The following is an 18,227-nucleotide window of genomic DNA, read 5'->3' as shown; positions in this document are numbered from 1 at the left end:
CGATTCTTCCTCAGACAATGTCGTTCTCCCTACTTATAGTAAATATCAATTGATTTTTCCGGAAAGTGAATAGTACCAGGACCTTTCCGCTTCCTCAGCAATCCGCAAAGCCATGACTCTAAGGAGCCGATTCTGGGCTTCCACTTCCGATTCCCTGTATCCGATCTGAGTAGAATAAAACGCTCTACCCGGAATTTCATTTCTTTCCATAGGTAATTTCCGACCGGACTCAGCCTCTACAAGCTCAATTCTTGTGACTACAAATAGCTCCGTGGTAATCTGCTGGTCGGCTAGATCCATCAAATCCCCTACTGCCTGGTAGTGGACGATTTCAGAATAAAGCCGATAAGTTGCCTTGGATTTGTCTCTGGTTCCAAGAAATCTTCCTCTGCGGTCTATCTCTTCGACAATCATCTGTGTCAAACGGGTGTGAGTGCCTGCCGAATATGTATTGTTTCTGACGTTTTGGATGTAAAGAGTTCGTTTTATATCTGGTATGGGAACTCCGTCAATCTTTGGCGGTCTTCCCGGTTCCGTAGCACAGCCCATCACTAAGGGAATCATCAGTGCCAAAAGAAAGAATGGGAAAAATCGCATCATATTCAAATTTAAGGAGAACCCCCTACCATTTTAGGTCAGTTTCTTTTTCTGTCAAAGGTTTTGGGAATGGAATCGAATTTTGTGAATGCTTGAGACAGGATTTCTTCTTTTTCCTTGCGAGAACCATAGTATTTCCGCATTCTGCGGAGAGCCCTTCTATGATTCGCATTTTGTTTTTACTTATCTCCGGAATTTTATTTTTACAGCCGGATTTGTCTCTAGGTTCCGAACCTCATCCGATCCCGGAGATCCCCAAAGAAGATGTAGGTTTCCCACTTCCTTATTATTCCCCGGTCACCGGGACTTTCGCCGAAATCAGAAATCACAACTTACACCTTGGTTCCGATTTTAAGTCTTACGGGCTCAATGGACATAGCATTCTTGCAACTTTCGACGGTTATGTGGATGAAATCAGTTATTCCAAATTGGGATACGGGCTCTCTTTGAATTTTTATAGCCCTAAATATAAAATCAAATCCAAATACGCCCATTTACATTCGTTCGGTGGAGGATTTTCCGATTTGGAAAATTTGAGAATAGCACTTCTTATGATGGGAGAAAAGGAAGGTTTTCAGATCAAACTTCCCCAAGGGCTTTTTCAGTCCAAAAAAGGAAACCCGATCGGAAAAACGGGGGAATCAGGATCGGGGATTTCCCATTTACATTTGGAATTCAGAACCGAAAAAGGAATCATCAATCCTCTTTTTTTCCCAGACCTCCATCAAAAAGACAACACACCTCCTACCATAAGCTCCCTATTTATAGAAGGAGGCGGACTTCCCAAACCTTTGATTTTGGAAGCAAAAGAATCGGAAAAAGGAATCTATTTTTTGTTTGATGAAATGGGAAATCAAATCAAAGAACTTTCCTTAACAGGAAAAGTCAAAGTCAGATTGAGCGGATACGATATCATCCGTTCCCGCAATAAGAACAATGTGTACGGTATGGATTTATTTTTAAACGGAAAAGAAATCTTCCGAAGGGATTTTTCCTATCTCTCTTTTGAAGACGGCGCAAAAAAACATCAATTCTATGATATCAATAGATCTTCCCTTTCCCCTCCCGTTTATTTTTATCATATGTATGAACAACCCAAAGACTGGAAAGAAGAAGGATTTTCTTTCGATCTGGACAAGGAACCTTCTTCAGTAGGACAGATTCTTGAGGCGGGACTAAGGGATGCATCATCCAACAGATCCTATATCAAGATCATAATTAAAAACGAATCCCCTAACGGTTTCATTGTTTCAGGGACTTCCGGTTTCGGTAAAAAAGTAAGCTCTTCCGACAAACACTTCAGCTTTGACGTCTCCAAAAACGAATCCACAGGAAACGGAAAAATAGAAATCGAAGACAAAAAAGACGCTACGGATCTTCCCTTTTCCATTCCCAAAGGACTTATTTTAAAGAGTAAGATTTATAAAATAGAATCAGTCAATTTCACCTGGAAAGGAGATGGACAAGGGGAACTGATTTTGCCGGTTTCACCAACTAACAAAGATTCACTTTTCTTCTGGGATTCCTCCATTAAAAAATTCAGCTCGGTTGCCGGGAAAAGAAAAGCAAACGGTTTTTCTTTCTCTCTGTCCAAGTTGGGTTACCTTATGGTTTTGGAAGATATGTCTCCACCTTCCATCACTCCTATGACAAGTCTTGCCCGCCATATAGAATTGCCTGAAATCCGTTCCGGTTGTTTTGAAAACAGATATTATGCTTTGAATGATGTAGGAACGGGCTTCAAAACTACAGTAAATCTTTTGTTAGATGGACAAACATACCCCTACGAATACGACCCCGATCGAAAGGCAATCAAAGTGACTCTTCCGAAAAGCCTGTACAAAGAAAAGCCCTACCTTCTTTTGGAAGTTAGGGCTTTCGACTTTGCAGAAAATATTTCCCAGCCTTTTACCGATCTGATCGTTACCTCAGGCTGGAAAAACGATGTTTATGCTTCTTGTCCCGAAAGCGAATAACGGGAGATTTCCAAAACTTCATAAGTAGTTTCTGTAGACCCGAACACAAGAGTCGCTTCGCTGCCTACATGTTTTCCAAATAAAGATTTTGCAAGAGGAGACTGGTAAGAAATGATATTCTTTTCCGTATCCGCGTCCCAAGCACCTAAGATGGAATAAGTGACGACTTCGCCTGATTTTTTGTTCTTGAGTTTAACCGTATTTCCAATTCCTACTTTTTCCGATTTTACTTCGGAAATATCCAGAATTCGGGCACTCTTAAGTTCTGCTTCCAGTTTTTTAATGGCAGCTTGCAACTGAACTTGTTTTTCCATCGCAGCTTTGTATTCCGCGTTTTCCCGAAGATCCCCTTTCTCCTGCGCCTCTCCGATATCACGGGAATTTTCCAACATCTCTACGTTCACAAGATGTTCGAATTCTCCTTTTTTGGCGTTGAATGCCTGACGGGTTACGAGCACCACATCGGATGGAAGATTGGAGAGAGGATCATCATCCACTTCGTCTTGACCTTCATACTCATCCCAAACTACGTTCGGTTTGACTTCATTGATAAGAGAGAACAATTGATCTTTTTCCAAATCGGTAACATAAGTTACTTCTCTGAAAAGTGCGTAAAGTTTGCGAACATACTCATCATCCGCATTTTGCAGAATATCTTTCAAAAGAGTATTGTCTTTTCCGAAAAGAATATCCATTGCTTGATTTTTGAGTTTGGTTCCCTTGTCTTCGATTTTAGTCAAAGGTTTCAAGATACGGAAAACTCGGATGACCAAACCTTCTTCGGAAACATTCATCCAATCGAACTTCCAAGTATGAGATAAGATGGATTTTGCCACCCAAAGGAAAACTTCCGGATGTTCTTTCGACTTATTGGAAACAGTTTCAATGAATAGATTCAATTCTGCGTATTTTTCATCCGAGACAAGGTTCTGGAAAACAGAACGGTTTACCTTTACCGGAACTTCGAATAACAGGCCGATCAGAATATTGATCGATTCCGGGTGATGCGCTCGGATTAAATCTTTGAATCCTTTTTTGATATCCGTGTTTTCCAATGACTTGGAAATTTTGAGAGCTTCTTCTTTGGAAAGCCCCTGGATCAATGATTGCAATTCGGATTCTCTTATCTTATGGGAGAACTCTTCCGTAGGCCAGGCTTTCGCAGCTTCTTCCAAATAAAGATAAGCGGAAAGTCTGCGAACGGAATCTCTTGCATTTTCTTCATCCACATAATGGGAGATAAAAAATTCACCTGCTTCGTTGGCTTCATCCGCATCACGTACGGCTTCCATTGCAATTTCCAATTTTTTGTTCACGTCACTGGTTGCTTGGAATTTTTGAGTCAACGTTTCGGAATGAGTGATCGCCTTTTCATGGTAAACCACTTCATCCTTCTTTTTAGGATTCATACCGATATTAGCTTCTTTTTTCAGAACGGATTTTACTTTTGCCCACCATTTGGACCAGTCTTCCGCTTTTAGAAAAGTGCCGATGAGTTCGTTCTTCATATCGGCAACTAACATCTTATTATCATAAGATTTCAACAATTGAGTCAGGAACTCGGCCAAGTTGTCTTGGAAAAGCGAAATCACTCCCGCTTTGTTTTCGTAATGTTGCACCCAAATATGATCTTTCTTCAAAGGTTTGAGAGAAGTGATCGCCATCTGAATGGAAAGTTTGTGTTCTTTCTTTTCGGCAAAATCAACAAAGATGGAATCGCCTGTTTGGGAAATGGAAGTGATCTTACCGACTCCCCAATTTCGGTGCATTACGTAATTGTCGGTATCAAATACGATATTTCTCTCAAAGTTGGTGATACAAACCTTAACAGGCTTACGGTTGTTACCGAGCTCACTCATCTTGAGGAAGTCTTCAAGCAACGAGTGATTTGCGTATTTTTGTTTATAAGAACGGATCAGTTCGTTTCTTGCTTTTTGAGAAGCAGCTTCGTGTTCCAGGATCTTTTTAAGGAAGTAGATAACCTTGTCCCATTCTTCCATTTGTTTGAATGGTTCGACGATAGGATACAAAAGACCGACTAACCTTGTTTTTTCACGTTGAGATAATAAAATTCGTTCGATTTTGTCGAAGAAAGAAACATCTTCGTAATTGTTGGTAACGAGTATCGGCCAGATCTCTTCCATTTGCGCATAATCTTTGTTTTTTGCAAAGATCTCTGCTGCCTGTTTGAGATAGGAAATCGCCTTAGGTCTGTCCTCTTCCATAATGGTGAGGGCGTATTTTTTTGCGATCTCCGGATTCTTTTTGTCTTGTTTTGCTAATTTTTCCAGAACCACTTTGAGTTCTTTATTCTTTTTCAGTTTGTCAAGGGCTTCCGCTTTCACACGAAGAGCAAGTCTATGATCACCAAACTTCAAGATAGAATCAGTGATGTATTCGATGATGGTCCATTTTCCATGAGCCTTAAAGGAATCTAAAATATTCTTAACTAGGTTCGCATCGCCCATGGGATCTTCCATGAACGACAAAATCATCAGCATATATTTTGCTGAAATGGATTCCGGATGTTCTTTGAAATGGTCTTCTATCTTTTGTTTTGCTGCTGCTAGCTTATCTTCGGCTTTGTACGCCTCAATAATATCATCATAGATTTTGAATTTGGAAGCAGGAACAGAACTAGCGTCGGCGCGTACATAAATTTCTTCGTTGAATAGCGCTGTCAGTTTATCAGAATCGGCTGTTTTGTTCGTTTTGTCTTCAGTAATAGTCTCGGGCATGAGAAGAATCTCCCTCTTCGTATTTCCAATAAAGGGTGGTTAATGTTCTAACGTTGTTACGGTATTTTTAGCGATGAGTACGCAAAAAGAACAGTCCTATAAGTAAGAATCCAGCATAGTCTTGTTCTTGTAAAGTACAAAAAACCCAGCCGTAGAGCTGGGTTTTTCTTCGGAGGATGGGGATTTTAACTTATTTTCCTTGTCCACCGCCACAGTCACGAACCTTCGAGCCTGTAGAAATAGCACCGGATTTTTGGAGCATTTGCTCTAGCTTAACCTTGTTTTTGCAATCTTCGTCATCGAAATCCAGGTTCGCACCGTCAAAATGGACTTCAAACGTATCTGCCAAAACTCTCAGTTCATCAAAGAAAAGATAAACCATTTCCCCTCCGGTTTGAGGAGTGGATCGAATTTTGAATTGTTTGAAGATCAGGTTTCTTGTCGCCGGGAAAGCATTCGCTTCCTGCGGGATCGCAGGCGGAATATCTACCTGAAGAGGTCTCCAGCCTACGAAATCAAGAGAACCGAATTGAAAGATATGATTGTTGCCAGTGTAATCTTCAATCCAACCTTCCAAAAGATATTCATTACCACGTCCAAGCACCCAAACGGAAAGAGCTTTTACGTTACCCGGAGTTTCAATTCCGTATACTTTTTCGAATTTCTTTTGGTTGTTCTCGTCAATGTAAGGTCTGGCACGAGTGATCTCGTATTCGGGAACGCGAGGAGGACGTACGGTAACTACATTGTATCCGGGGTAAGTGAATTGAAACTTTACACCCAATACTTTTGCATTGCCGCTATCTACGTTCTTCACGTCTCCGGGTTTGCCCGGAACCAATTTTACTTCTCTAATTACAAGAGGAGACTTAACCGGATCATTTAAAGTCGGAGAGTATTTATTGTTCTCATCGAATTTAATATCTCCCGATCCGTCTTTATTCACACCGTCTTTGTCCGTGAATGCTTCCCAACCGTAAGGTGCAGAACCTGCAGGAACATCCCAAGATTCAATGGTGATTGCTTTCAATTCCATGGAAGTGATATCATTTCCAATGGATGTAGCCACTCCACCGGAAATCTGATATTGGGCTTGAGCAAACCCAATAAGAAAGATTCCCGTAATTGTGGAAAGAGCTATGGCTGTTAATTTTTTATTATTTTCCATCATGATACCGCCCTACTACCAGTTGTCCTTGATCTCGGATCCAGGGTATTTTGCTTCCGAACGATCTGTACGAACTTGTAAATCGTCGACATAGAAGTAAAAATCTCCCGCAACCTCATGAACATCTGAAGTTACAAATAATGATACAAAATGTAAGTTCTTATCCAAAAGAGCAAACCTTGTGCTTTGTGGAATGAAACCCGGAATCGTCGCGGTTAGTTTTCTCCAACCGAAAAAATCCAATTTCCCCAAACGAACATTATGCGTAGTATCTTTATAATCGCGAAATTTAGCGAAAAGAGTGTGACGGTATTTTCTGCCCAAAACCCAAACTGATATTTGGCGAACTTTACCTTTGATTATAAATTCGTGTGGTGGCATGAGCTCGACACGATCAAAACCTTTGCTCTCAAAACGTGTTTTCACACCGAGGATATGGTTTTTTTCGATTTTGTCTCCGCCGCTATCTGGAACAGTTTTTTCATCAAACACATCCTTAATGAGTCCACGTTGCACTAATTTTAGTGTTTTGGTTTCCCCAAGAGGAGTCGTTGATTTAACTCTCCAGTCTTCCGCCTCTTCAAAATCATCTAAAACGATTTTTTTGAGAGGACTATCATCATCATTTGCTGCCGCTGGTTGTGCATTGCCGGTATCGGCTTGTGCATACAACATTCCTATTGAAAGGAAGAGGCCTAACATAAGTTTGGTCATTCCTAATTTCCCCATGAAACTCACTCCTAAAAGGCTCCTAACTCCGGGTCTTTCGTATCATCCAGTATCGGATATTTGGCTTTTGAATTTATGCAAGATTTCGATCATTCGATCGATTCCTTCAGCAGGAAGAAAAATCGAAGACTTTTTGCTATTCGACCATTCCGAAACCTTCAGGTAAAAGCCAGCTTGGTTTTTCTTTAAATCCACCAGGAAGGTCTTATTCTGCGTAACGATCTTCTCGGTTAGGATTTCGGGGTCCACCATGCATTCCTTCTCCCTGCCTACACCTAATTATCGGACACCAATATCCATTCCTTAGCCGTTTTGTCTTTTTTATTCAATTTACTCCGATTAAGCAAATCGTTTTCGAAGTTCCCGCGCATAAGCCAAATCATTTGTCAATTTACGGAGACGTTTGATGTAATAATGAGTCACTTCTTTGTAGAATTTGGTCTCCATTTCCCGACTTTTGGCAAACATATCATGCAAATCCTTGTAACGGAGTTCATAAAGTTCGGAATTTTCCTTTGCTTCCACTTTCGCTACACGTTTTTCTCCGTCGAAAAAAGGCAATTCCCCGAAATGATCCCCTTCTCCGATTGTGATCAATTGAACGTCATCCCCTTGGCTTGTGGAAGTGGAAATTTGCAAAGTCCCGTATTTTACAATGTACATGGACTCAGCTTCTTCTCCTATATCATAGAGAACATTTCTGGTAGGTAGGTGGATTTCGTGAATTTTTTCAGCAATATGAAGAACTTCGTCTTGGTTTAGGGTATGAAAGAGGTATATTTTTTTTAAACTCTCAACTTTGGGATTCATGAAAACTCCTAGATTTCCTGATGAAGTGGATATTTTCTCAATTTGGCAAGAGAAAATTGGCATAATCGACGTCTCTTCCTATATAAAAAAAATCCCACATTGGAAATGCGGGATTTTTAAATGGAAACATAGAATAGGCTTAAGCCCAGAACCCGTGGGAACTAAGCTCTACAATTAATATACGAGGAATTTTAGTTACTGCCAAGCGGAGAAGTACTATAAAAATATGTAAAAACTATGGATTTTGCAGAAACTAGACAGGAAAACGAAAAAAATGGGGGAGCAATGAGCCATAAGAAGAAAGTGATCCTTGTAGAAGACCATGCTGTCACAAGGGTTGGGGTGAAACACGTAGTAAATTCCTCGCCTGATTTTGAAGTTGTAGGAGAGGCGGAACATTCCGCTCAAATTGCACCTCTCTTAAAAGAAAAAGACCCTGACTTCCTGTTGCTAGATTTACGAATCCCTGGAGAGAATGTCCTAAATATGGTAAAGGATTGGAAAAAAGAATTTCCAAACCTGAAAGTTGTCACTTTAACGATGTTAGATGAACAACCGATCGTTCATTCTGCGATAGAAGCAGGTGTGGACGGTTACCTTCTAAAATCGGATGATTTGGGAAGTCTCACTAAAAACCTAACCGATATTGCTGCCGGCAAAACAGTATATTCAAAAAATCTAAAACTGATCTTCAATCGCAAACCTCAAGACGGAAAGGTTGCAAATAAAAAAGAAAAACAAATTTTAACATTGCTCGGTCAGGGAAAAACTTACCAAGAGATCGGAACGGAAATCGGTTTGTCAAAACGTACAGTGGAATACCACGTAGGCCGCCTGAAAGATCGCTTCAATTCCAAAACGGTTGCCGAACTGATCGGACGAGCCAAAGAACAGATGTTAATTTAAAGAAAGAAGTTTTTTGATTTCGTTTAGTAATTTTTCATCGGAGACGGTTTTTTTCAGGAAAGCATCTCCTCCGATGGCAATTACGTCTTCTTCCAATTTTTTTCCAGTGTTCGGGTCCGTTTGAGAGCTGGACAATAGTAGAGAACGTATCTCTACCATATCGTTATCAGAATACAAATCCTTTAAAAACTGAATGCCTGTTTTCTCCGGCATAGCATAGTCCACGACAATCAAATCCGGTTTTAGTTTTCCAATGGAACGTATCGCATGATCGGGAAATTCCTCTTCCCATACAATACAAGGAAGATTCTTTAGTATTTTTCTAAGTTGGTTTCTATATCCCGGATTATCATCTAACAAAAGAACAACTTTCTCGTAATTTGGCAGATAAAATTTGAAAGTGGAGCCTTTTTCATTTTGAGATAGTACTTCCAGTCTTCCTCCGTGGCGATCCGTTACTTCTTTGCAGAAAGCAAGCCCCACTCCCGCACCGATCTCATCGTTGGTTCCTTTTCTGAGGTAGTTAAATCCCGAATCAAAAATGGTAGAAAGCCAAACTTCAGGAATTCCAATCCCCGAGTCCTCAATGGAAAAACACCAGTTTTTATCCTCTTCCGTGAGACTCAAACGGATCGAACCACCATTGGGAGTGAATTTGATGGAATTGGAAATCAGGTTCCAAAGAAGATGTTCTATCAAATTCGGATCCCCTATTCCTACGGAAGATTCCAGAACATCCGTTGTCAGACTGATTTTTTTTGCACCAGTAAGCGTTTTTGCCTTTTCCAAAAGAGATTCCGCCAGAATGTAATAGTCAAACAACTGATAATCGGGAAATACTGTGGCATTTTGAAACCGGGAATACTGGATCAACTCTTCCACCATGGAAAGCAGATTTTTCAATCCGGAAGAAGCATCTCCCAAAACCTGTTTGGTATTTTCAGGAGAAAGGCTAGGAGGACTTTCCGTAAGAAGATTGACTACGGAAGAAATTCCGAAAAGAGGAGAACGGATATCATGCGAAACTATGGAGATGAATTTATCTTTCATCTCACTTGCCTTTTCCGCCCTCTCCTTCTCACGACGAAGTTCGATTGTTTTCCAATCTACTTCCTTTCGCAAATTCAATGTTAGATATTCGGCGGTTTCCCATGCATAAGAATTTCTACTGGAAATAATAACGGCAAGACAGGTGGAATAAATACTGAATCCGAAGTCGGTTAGAAAAGGAAGATCCCATCTTTTTAGGAAAACGATGGAATCGAAAATCGTCGTAAAAAGAATTACGAGGGAGCCTAACAAAAATACGAATCCGCCGTATCTGGTATCTCTGTTTTGGATGGATTTTACTGCGGCATAAAGGGAAGACAAAAGAATGACGACCATATATGCCTGTGTTATTTGAAGCAATTTCGTATAATATTGATAAGGTGCCAAACTGATCACGATTCCGAAAAATGCAATGGGGACCAAATACCAGTTCCTTACTTTGCTCCGGAGAAATACTGCAAAAAAATCAAAGAAGAATAAAACGGAAAATAACTGCACGGAAATAAATGCCAGGTATTCCAGTCGAATCTGCAACATCTCCATAAAGTCGCTTGGTTCGAACCAATCCCTGGTAACCCTTTCAAATAACAAAATACGAATGAGCCAGGAGAAACAAAGTAAAGCATACCAAATCGTATATCTTTCCTTTGGTCTGTGAAAAAACAGAACGAAGTGATAGAGTGTGAGTAAAAAAAACACTCCTACAAAAAAAAGTTTTTTTCTCTCTTTGAATCTCAACCAAACAAGTGTTTTTCCCGAACTTCCCAAGAAAGGACTGTAATAAGGTCCCCCTCTGGAATAAAGGTAGTTGGAAACCAGCAAATATAAAACAGTTCCTTCCTGAACGCGAAAGGAACGTGCACTTTCGGTATAATAGCCGATGCTATCTTCTTTGTTAGTTGCGAGTTTTCCGGAGCTCCCCAATTCACTGAGTCCGAGCCCAGGGTTCCAGGAAAATAATTTATAAGCGGAAGATGCCTCCCTCAAATAAATCATGAGTCCGCCCGGATCATCCGCAAGTATTTTCAAACGATAGGTTACGAAACCATGAGCGGGAAGGTTTTGATTGACCCAATAACCCGGAATGGCAAGTGTCATCGGCTTTTCTTTTTCCAAGGAAAGAAATTCAGCCTCCGTCTTAGGAAGCTTTCCGGGAAATGCATGCCAATCTCCTGCCAGAGAAAGTGGTTCCAACTTGGTCAGATCCAATCCTCTTAGATCCAAAACCCCTTCCTTCGGTTTGACCGATGAAACTATACCATTTTCTTTTTTACATGAGTTCAGAAAAACAAAGAAAACAAGAATGGAGAAAGAAAAACATAACTTAAGTAAGTTGGTAAAATCACCAACCGCCTCCCCCGCCACTTGAGGAAGAACCTCCTCCTGAACTGCCGGACCAACCCGAACTTGCTCCGGCACCTGCAGAAAGTCCGCCCTTTCCCGAAAATACAGAGGAAGAAAATGCAGTCCGGCGGAAAAAAGATCCGGCTTTCGTTTGCAAAAAAGTAGGAGCGCCGTCCAAAATGATTTCAATGTTTCCGTCAGGAACAGGCAGTAAATGAGCGCAGTCTTTTTTAACATTTTGGCGGTGTAGTACATCATCATTTAAATCCAGCGCAGGTAAATACAAACCTATTTGCGAAGGAATAGAACATTTTTTTCCTCCTTTAGCAAATTTTTAAAATACTCCCGAACCTGACAGACTTCCCTTGTTTTGGAATTTTCTTTCCGATGTTTCCAATCACTTCTCAAGTAGACGTTTGAAACTCTAAAATCAGTGCTGAAAAAATATAATATAGAATCCCGCCCAAGGAAAATCAGGAATTGAAAATTATGAAATATGCATATGGCCACAAAACGAGCGTTTGTGTCATATATAGGATGATGTATCTGATTTTCTGATCCTTCTCAAAATAAATATATTTCTTATAATCCCCAACAGGAAAGGCAAAACTGAAGATAGAAAAAAGATTGCAAAAAATATCTGTAAAAAAACAGATTCTATTGAAATTCCATTCGAAGCGAAAAAATTCCTGAAAATAAAAATCAAAGAGGCAGTTAGAACCAAACAATCATAATCCGAGAAATTTTCAAACGGGACATTCCCTTCAATGATCGATTCCGATTTTGATTTTTGCAAAGTAAGAAAGCCCGCTTTCAACAGAGGCCCGAACCAGGATTCCGCCGTTCCGTAATTGGTAAAATAGGAAAATTCCGAAGGAGAAAGATCTTTCCATATTTCCGTAGCCTTCTCCCTATCCGAAACTTTTTCTCCTCTTTCGAACAAACCGTTTTTATTAGCCAAAAAAAACAAAAGGAAAAAACAGTAAGAAATAGAGAATAGTTCGATTCATTTCTGATTCCTAAATCCGATCTTTGCTTGCCGATTCCAGCTCATTGTTTCAAGTTTCGAGAATCGCAAGGATTACAAATGGCAAAAAAGAATAACAAAGAATTTATCGAATCGATTCAATCAGGTTACCCGGACAAAGAAAAGTCCATTTTTTTAGGAAGCGGTATGTTTGAAGAGAAAATTGCCGCCGAAGCTCATGTCTCCATTCCTCTTTCAACTTTAAACAGACACGGACTCATTGCCGGTGCCACAGGAACCGGAAAGACAAAAACCTTACAGTTGCTTGCGGAAGGTTTATCCCGCGCGGGAGTTCCCGTGTTACTTATGGATATCAAAGGAGATCTTTCCGGAATTGCCGCGGAAGGAGAAAAGAAAGAATCCGTTGAAAAAAGAGCAGAAGAAATCGGTGCCGCTTGGAAGGAAGAAGGATTTTCCGTAGAGTTTTTAACTTTATCTGCAGAGCCCGGAGCAAAACTACGAGCAACTGTAACCGAATTCGGTCCCATCTTATTTTCCAGAATTTTAAGCCTCAACGACACACAAACAGGCGTTATTTCTTTAATTTTCAAATACTGTGATGATTTGGGAATTCCACTTCTTGATTTAAAGGATATAAAAAAAGCACTCCAATACCTGACCAACGAAGGAAAAGAAGAAATAGAAAAAGAATACGGTGCCATTTCTTCCAGTTCCGCTTCAACCATTCTCCGTAAAATCGTTGAATTGGAAAGCCAGGGAGGAGAGATTTTTTTCGGAGAACCTTCTTTCGATGTGGAGGATTTGCTTGTGAAAGACGGAAAAGGCAGAGGAAAAATCAACATCATCCGCCTAACGGATATTCAATCCAAGCCCAGATTGTTTTCCACTTTTATGTTATCTCTTCTGACGGAGATTTACGGAAATTTTCCGGAAGAAGGAGATTTGGAAAAACCGAAACTTGTCATTTTTATCGATGAAGCTCATCTGGTCTTTGACGAAGCTTCCAAAACATTGGTCGATCAGATAGAAAGTATAGTCCGCTTAATTCGTTCGAAAGGAGTGGGAGTCTTTTTTTGCACACAATCCCCGACGGACGTCCCCTCTCCGATCCTTGCACAGCTCGGCTTGAAAGTGCAACACGCCTTACGGGCGTTCACCGCCAACGATAGAAAAGCAATCAAAGAAGCTTCAGAAAATTACCCTATCACTGAATTTTATGACATAGATGAAGAAATAACTAAAATGGGAATCGGAGAAGCGTTTATCACCGCACTCAGTCCCAAAGGAGTTCCGACTCCTCTCGTTCGCACATTTCTTTTGCCACCCAGCTCCAGAATGGATGTTTTAACCAAAGATGAAATCGACAAAATCATTGATGATTCCCCTCTCGTAAAAAAATATTCCAAGGAATTGGATAGAGAGTCCGCATATGAAATCTTAGAAAAAAAACTACAATCCTATGCGGAATCCGAAGAAGAGGAAGAAAAAGAAACGAATGGAAATTCTCCCAAAAAAGAAAAACGGAAAAAACAAAAAGAAGATCCGAGCTTTATAGAACAACTTTCCAAAAACCCTCTTGCGAGAGACGTAGGAAGGACGGTAGCCAAAGAAGTAACAAGAGGACTTTTGGGAATGTTAGGAGTTTCCTCCACTAAAAAAACACGTAGAAAAAAAACGGGGCTATTCGGACTTTAACCAAAACGTTTAATCCGTCAGATCGCACATACCAACTGAAAAAAATATGAAATATGAAAAAGAAATCCAAGATGCCACAGCTTTACTAGATGTTATTTTAAATGAGCTGTTAAACGAAAAAGAATTACCTGCGATATTTACGAAAGAACCGACTGCGGAAGACGATCTTCTGATTTCGCAGCTTTTGTATTTACTAACAAACATTAACTTTCCTGCGGAAGAATCCAGAGATATATTGAAAAGAAGTTTCGAACTGACTTCCAGATTGATTGAATCTCTGGGAAGACCTGTGGATTTCCGCGTGGCTTTGCTTGATATTCTGTTAAGCAAGGACAAACGGATGAACAATCCCAAAGTCATAGAAATTAAACTTTATCTGGAACAGGAAAGAATGACGGTCATAGACCACCTAACAGGACTTTATAATAAAAGGTATTTCGATGAAGCGTCTTTCCGTCTATTCAATCAGGCAAGAAGGCATAATAGGATTTTTTCCGTTGTAGTGATTGATATTGACGATTTTAAAAAAATCAACGATGAGTTCGGCCATCCTATGGGGGACGAAGTTTTAAAAAACTTAGGTAAAATCATACTTGGCAATATCAGAAAAGAAGACATCGCCTGTAGAACGGGAGGAGAGGAATTCACTCTGTTATTGTCCGATACTTCCGCCCCGGGAGCGGTAATAGTCGCCGAAAAGATTCGAATCGAATTCAATAAGGAAACCCTGAGAAAAAAGAATCTGTCTTTTTCGGGAGGAATTTCCTCCTTCCCCGAGGATTCCCTCACTCTGGATGATCTGGTTCTCAAAGCGGACAAAGCAATGTACAAATCGAAATTTTCCGGCAAAAACCGAATCTCCTAATAACCAAACCCATTTCTAGGTCCAACCCTACTGATTGTCAACAAAGAGACATTTAGCACTCTTTTGTTCTAAGTGCTTGACGCTAGGAGAGAGATTTTTTATTCTGGTATGTAAGTTTAGCACTCTTTTACCATCGGTGCTAAACCAAAAAAGAATCATTATACAAGGAGACTGACCCAAATGGCATCTATAAAACCGCTAGGAGACAGAGTCGTAGTTGAACCCAAAACTGAGGGTGAAGAAAAAATCGGATCCATTATCGTACCTGATACTGCAAAAGAAAAACCCCAAGAAGGAAAAGTAACAGCAGTCGGACAAGGACGTTACGAAGATGGAAAGCTTGTTCCATTGGAAGTGAAGGTCGGTGATACGGTTCTTTACGGAAAATATTCCGGAACTGAAATCAAACAAGGTGGCAAAGACTACCTTATCATCCGTGAAAGCGACATTTTAGCAGTCGTTAACTAATCATAAAATAGAGGAATCATTTATGTCAAAAACAATAGAATTTGATGAAACAGCACGTAGAAAACTTTTAGCCGGAGTTAACAAACTTGCTAACGCAGTTAAAGTTACCCTAGGACCAAAAGGAAGAAACGTTGTTATCGATAAAAAATTCGGATCTCCAACCATCACCAAAGACGGTGTAACAGTTGCAAAAGAAATCGAATTGGAAGATGCAATTGAAAACATGGGCGCTCAAATGGTGAAAGAAGTTTCCACCAAGACGAACGACATTGCCGGTGACGGAACAACTACTGCAACCATCCTAGCTCAAGCAATCGTAAACGAAGGTTTGAAAAACGTAACAGCCGGTGCAAACCCGATGGCTCTTAAACATGGTATCGACAAGGCAGTGACTGCTGCCGTTGAAGAAATAAAAAAAAGATCCATTAAAATCAACAGCAAAGCTGAATACGCAAACGTAGCAACCATCTCTGCAAACAACGATAAAGAAATCGGAAATCTGATTGCACAAGCTTTTGATAAAGTCGGTAAAGAAGGTGTAATTACAGTTGATGAAGCAAAATCAATCGAAACCACCCTTGATATCGTTGAAGGTATGCAATTTGACCGAGGATATATTTCACCTTATATGGTGACTGATCCGGAAGCAATGATTGCAACTTTTGCAGATCCTTTCATTTTAATTTACGATAAAAAAATCTCTTCTATGAAAGACCTTCTTCCTGTATTGGAAAAAGTAGCTCAAGCAGGTCGCCCTCTTGTGATCATAGCGGAAGAAGTGGAAGGGGAAGCTCTTGCAACTATCGTAGTAAACACTCTTCGCAAAACCATTCAATGCGTGGCTGTAAAAGCTCCTGGATTCGGTGACAGAAGAAAAGCAATGTTGGAAGACATCGCAGTGCTTACCGGTGGTCAAGTGATCTCCGAAGACTTAGGTATGAAATTGGAAAACGCCGATGTTAAAATGTTAGGCCGTGCAAAGAAAATCGTAGTAGATAAAGAAAATACTACAGTGATCGAAGGCGCAGGTTCTTCCAAAGACATCCAAGGTCGCGTGGGCCAAATCAAAAAACAAATCGAAGATACTACTTCCGATTACGATCGCGAAAAACTACAAGAACGTCTGGCAAAACTTGCCGGTGGTGTTGCAGTGATTCACGTTGGTGCAGCGACTGAAGTGGAAATGAAAGAGAAAAAAGCACGCGTAGAAGATGCATTATCCGCAACTCGCGCAGCTGTGGAAGAAGGAATTGTTCCCGGCGGCGGACTCACTCTACTTCGTGCCCAAGATGCCGTAAAAGCATTAAAATTAACAGGGGACGAACAAACAGGTGCTAATATCATCCTTCGTGCATTGGAAGAACCGATCAGAATGATCACTTCCAATGCAGGTCTGGAAGGTTCCGTAATCGTAGAACAAGCAAGAGCTAAATCCGGAAACGAAGGATTTAACGCGCTTACTATGGTTTGGGAAGATTTGATCAAAGCAGGTGTGGTAGATCCGGCAAAAGTGGTTCGTTCTGCACTTCAAAACGCAGCTTCCATCGGTGCAATGATCCTCACTACTGAAGTGACAATCACTGACAAACCGGAACCAAAAGACGCAGGCGGCGGCGGAATGCCAGGCGGTATGGGTGGAATGGGAGGCATGGGCGGAATGATGTAATTTATTCTTCCTTTGCGACCTAAAAGGCTCGAAGAGAAATCTTCGGGCCTTTTTTATATCCGGTACACCAATTGGGTTTGGTATTTACGGAAAAAAAATTGGGTTTTGAGGAGGAGGGTGGGTGGTTTGGGTAGAGTTCTAACCACCCCACCCTCCTCCAACACTCTCCCCCATCCTAACTCATCCAGTTCCAACAGTTTTGCAAAAAGCAAACAATAGGAAATTCCCAAACCGTTTGCGACCGTCTTTAATTCAATCAAATCTTCCAATCTGACCTTCGCGCCAATCCGTAACAATAATTGTCCTTTCTCCTGGTATTGTTTTCCAAGAGAACTATGACGATTCCAATGGGAAAATACGATAAACTCGGAATACTGAGTCAACAAACGATGCAGTATTTGATGGAAAGTTTTTCGTGATAACAATCGATTCAAATGTGTCCGTAAGTGTGAGGGAACAAGAAACATAAAGGATCTTGTTCCAGAAATTTTCGGAATAGAAGAAATGCAGTGCGCTCGACAAACGGACAATCCGGACGAGTTTCTAAAAGTATCCATAGCCTGTAATGGTTGAAAATTACCTGTTTTGGTTCGAAAAAAATCAACAAACTTCCAAAACAATCAAAGTGATATCATCGTGCGGAAGGCCTTGCAAATTCATAATGGATTTAAATTCAGCGATCATTTTGGCAACAGCCTGATCCGGCAAAAGATTCGAAAATTGATTGAATAGAGTTTTCAAGTTTTGAATCCCAAACTCTTCCAAACCCTTGCCTCTTTCTTCCGTCAAACCGTCCGTATAAAATAAAAAACGATCCCCTAACTCTAAATTGTATTCTTCTTCGACGAAGGTCAGATTTTCGAGTATCCCCAAAGGTTTTCCTCTCGGTTTGATCTCATTGATCATTCCGTCTTTTTTTGCCAAATGAAAAAACGAAGGATGGCCGGCACTCGCAACAATAAAGCGCATTCTTTCCCGATCCAAATAAAAATAAGAAGCGGTGGTAAACCGCCCTTGCGATCTTTTCACCAAATCATCGTTCATTGACGAAAGTAGGAAAGAAGGGTTTTCCCAATAATTATGATTCTGAAAAAAAGAAAATTTGGATAAGGAAGCCACAATAGAAGCACCTAACCCATGACCTACGACATCTGCAATCAATAATCCGTATTTTTTATTTCCCAATGCCTGGAAATCGTAAAAGTCCCCGCCCACTTCCTGAGAAGG

Annotated in this window: 17 protein-coding genes; 6 read left to right on the top strand and 11 right to left on the bottom strand. The window is 40.6% G+C overall.

The genetic code is table 11. From position 1 onward, the window contains the following. Positions 1-45: 45 nt before the first annotated feature. Entirely contained in the window at positions 46-597 is a 552-nt protein-coding gene (locus EHS11_RS06310; RefSeq protein WP_135763614.1) for an LPS assembly lipoprotein LptE, read from the bottom strand. A gap of 161 nt (positions 598-758) precedes the next feature. Here EHS11_RS06310 and EHS11_RS06305 point away from each other — a divergent pair, with 161 nt between their 5' ends. Continuing rightward, positions 759-2,573 carry a M23 family metallopeptidase gene (locus tag EHS11_RS06305; protein ID WP_135763549.1) on the top strand — a complete coding sequence of 605 codons (1,815 nt, stop codon included), beginning with the start codon at positions 759-761 and terminating at the stop codon, positions 2,571-2,573. On the opposite strand, the gene greA is transcribed toward EHS11_RS06305, so the two are convergent. From greA to EHS11_RS06280, 5 genes are all read right to left on the bottom strand, one after another. Further along, positions 2,546-5,311, bottom strand: a complete 2,766-nt coding sequence (greA, locus tag EHS11_RS06300) for a transcription elongation factor GreA (RefSeq protein ID WP_135763548.1) — start codon at positions 5,309-5,311, stop codon at positions 2,546-2,548. The genes EHS11_RS06305 and greA overlap by 28 nt on opposite strands. A 190-nt stretch (positions 5,312-5,501) precedes the next feature. Further along, the gene (flaA1, locus tag EHS11_RS06295) at positions 5,502-6,479 is read right to left on the bottom strand and encodes a flagellar filament outer layer protein FlaA1 (protein ID WP_135763613.1); all 978 of its coding nucleotides are present in this window, start codon (positions 6,477-6,479) and stop codon (positions 5,502-5,504) included. 15 nt (positions 6,480-6,494) lie between these two features. Then, positions 6,495-7,208 carry a flagellar filament outer layer protein FlaA2 gene (flaA2, locus tag EHS11_RS06290; protein ID WP_135763547.1) on the bottom strand — a complete coding sequence of 238 codons (714 nt, stop codon included), beginning with the start codon at positions 7,206-7,208 and terminating at the stop codon, positions 6,495-6,497. A gap of 42 nt (positions 7,209-7,250) precedes the next feature. After that, on the bottom strand, positions 7,251-7,460 hold the full coding sequence (locus EHS11_RS06285; protein WP_246047628.1) for a DNA-binding protein: 210 nt from the start codon (positions 7,458-7,460) through the stop codon (positions 7,251-7,253). Between the two features lie 87 nt (positions 7,461-7,547). Beyond that, a complete protein-coding gene (locus EHS11_RS06280; protein WP_135763546.1) occupies positions 7,548-8,018 on the bottom strand; it encodes a cyclic nucleotide-binding domain-containing protein in 471 nt (156 codons plus the stop codon). Between the two features lie 237 nt (positions 8,019-8,255). Between EHS11_RS06280 and EHS11_RS06275 the strand changes: the two genes are divergently transcribed. Continuing rightward, a complete protein-coding gene (locus EHS11_RS06275; protein ID WP_246047626.1) occupies positions 8,256-8,924 on the top strand; it encodes a response regulator in 669 nt (222 codons plus the stop codon). Here the strand turns inward: EHS11_RS06275 and EHS11_RS06270 are convergent. The 3 genes from EHS11_RS06270 to EHS11_RS06260 all read right to left on the bottom strand — a co-directional run bounded on the left by EHS11_RS06270 (position 8,916) and on the right by EHS11_RS06260 (position 12,279). Beyond that, entirely contained in the window at positions 8,916-11,339 is a 2,424-nt protein-coding gene (locus tag EHS11_RS06270) for a hybrid sensor histidine kinase/response regulator (RefSeq protein WP_246047624.1), read from the bottom strand. The two genes, EHS11_RS06275 and EHS11_RS06270, sit on opposite strands and share 9 nt — an antisense overlap. Beyond that, positions 11,317-11,604 (bottom strand): hypothetical protein, encoded by a 288-nt coding sequence (locus EHS11_RS20095; protein WP_135763544.1) that lies wholly within the window; start codon positions 11,602-11,604, stop codon positions 11,317-11,319. Before EHS11_RS20095 ends, EHS11_RS06270 begins: the two co-directional genes overlap by 23 nt. Positions 11,605-11,844: 240 nt before the next feature. Continuing rightward, positions 11,845-12,279, bottom strand: a complete 435-nt coding sequence (locus EHS11_RS06260; RefSeq protein WP_210413642.1) for a hypothetical protein — start codon at positions 12,277-12,279, stop codon at positions 11,845-11,847. Between the two features lie 126 nt (positions 12,280-12,405). Between EHS11_RS06260 and EHS11_RS06255 the strand changes: the two genes are divergently transcribed. From EHS11_RS06255 to groL, 4 genes are all read left to right on the top strand, one after another. Then, positions 12,406-14,001, top strand: a complete 1,596-nt coding sequence (locus EHS11_RS06255; RefSeq protein WP_135763542.1) for a helicase HerA-like domain-containing protein — start codon at positions 12,406-12,408, stop codon at positions 13,999-14,001. Between the two features lie 46 nt (positions 14,002-14,047). After that, complete coding sequence (locus EHS11_RS06250; protein ID WP_135763541.1) at positions 14,048-14,866, top strand: GGDEF domain-containing protein; 819 nt, start codon at positions 14,048-14,050, stop codon at positions 14,864-14,866. 180 nt (positions 14,867-15,046) lie between these two features. After that, entirely contained in the window at positions 15,047-15,334 is a 288-nt protein-coding gene (gene groES / locus EHS11_RS06245) for a co-chaperone GroES (RefSeq protein ID WP_109019124.1), read from the top strand. 22 nt (positions 15,335-15,356) lie between these two features. Continuing rightward, positions 15,357-17,000, top strand: coding sequence for a chaperonin GroEL (gene groL / locus EHS11_RS06240; RefSeq protein WP_135763540.1), 1,644 nt, complete (start codon positions 15,357-15,359; stop codon positions 16,998-17,000). Positions 17,001-17,053: 53 nt separating this feature from the next. Here groL and EHS11_RS06235 read toward each other — a convergent pair whose 3' ends face one another. Both EHS11_RS06235 and EHS11_RS06230 read right to left on the bottom strand, forming a co-directional pair. Then, positions 17,054-17,467 (bottom strand): DUF1564 family protein, encoded by a 414-nt coding sequence (locus tag EHS11_RS06235; RefSeq protein ID WP_167884372.1) that lies wholly within the window; start codon positions 17,465-17,467, stop codon positions 17,054-17,056. A 133-nt stretch (positions 17,468-17,600) separates the two neighbouring features. Beyond that, positions 17,601-18,215: a PP2C family protein-serine/threonine phosphatase gene (locus EHS11_RS06230; protein ID WP_210413641.1), complete on the bottom strand. Its 615-nt coding sequence runs from the start codon at positions 18,213-18,215 to the stop codon at positions 17,601-17,603. Positions 18,216-18,227 lie beyond the last annotated feature (12 nt).

Origin of the sequence: Leptospira ilyithenensis (assembly GCF_004771005.1) — a bacterium.
In the GTDB taxonomy this organism is placed as follows: Bacteria; Spirochaetota; Leptospiria; order Leptospirales; family Leptospiraceae; genus Leptospira_A; species Leptospira_A ilyithenensis.
Note: the sequence above shows the minus strand (reverse complement) of the source record. Positions and strands in the feature narration are given on the sequence as shown.

Bases quoted from the DNA above. Each gene is read 5' to 3' on its own strand.
- EHS11_RS06310 (WP_135763614.1), bottom strand. From the start codon at position 597: ATGCGATTTTTCCCATTCTTTCTTTTGGCACTGATGATTCCCTTAGTG.
- EHS11_RS06250 (WP_135763541.1), top strand. From the start codon at position 14,048: ATGAAATATGAAAAAGAAATCCAAGATGCCACAGCTTTACTAGATGTT.
- EHS11_RS06305 (WP_135763549.1), top strand. From the start codon at position 759: ATGATTCGCATTTTGTTTTTACTTATCTCCGGAATTTTATTTTTACAG.
- flaA1 (WP_135763613.1), bottom strand. From the start codon at position 6,479: ATGGAAAATAATAAAAAATTAACAGCCATAGCTCTTTCCACAATTACG.
- EHS11_RS06255 (WP_135763542.1), top strand. From the start codon at position 12,406: ATGGCAAAAAAGAATAACAAAGAATTTATCGAATCGATTCAATCAGGT.
- EHS11_RS06285 (WP_246047628.1), bottom strand. From the start codon at position 7,460: ATGGTGGACCCCGAAATCCTAACCGAGAAGATCGTTACGCAGAATAAG.
- flaA2 (WP_135763547.1), bottom strand. From the start codon at position 7,208: ATGGGGAAATTAGGAATGACCAAACTTATGTTAGGCCTCTTCCTTTCA.
- greA (WP_135763548.1), bottom strand. From the start codon at position 5,311: ATGCCCGAGACTATTACTGAAGACAAAACGAACAAAACAGCCGATTCT.
- EHS11_RS06275 (WP_246047626.1), top strand. From the start codon at position 8,256: ATGGATTTTGCAGAAACTAGACAGGAAAACGAAAAAAATGGGGGAGCA.
- groL (WP_135763540.1), top strand. From the start codon at position 15,357: ATGTCAAAAACAATAGAATTTGATGAAACAGCACGTAGAAAACTTTTA.
- EHS11_RS06280 (WP_135763546.1), bottom strand. From the start codon at position 8,018: ATGAATCCCAAAGTTGAGAGTTTAAAAAAAATATACCTCTTTCATACC.
- EHS11_RS06235 (WP_167884372.1), bottom strand. From the start codon at position 17,467: ATGTTTCTTGTTCCCTCACACTTACGGACACATTTGAATCGATTGTTA.
- groES (WP_109019124.1), top strand. From the start codon at position 15,047: ATGGCATCTATAAAACCGCTAGGAGACAGAGTCGTAGTTGAACCCAAA.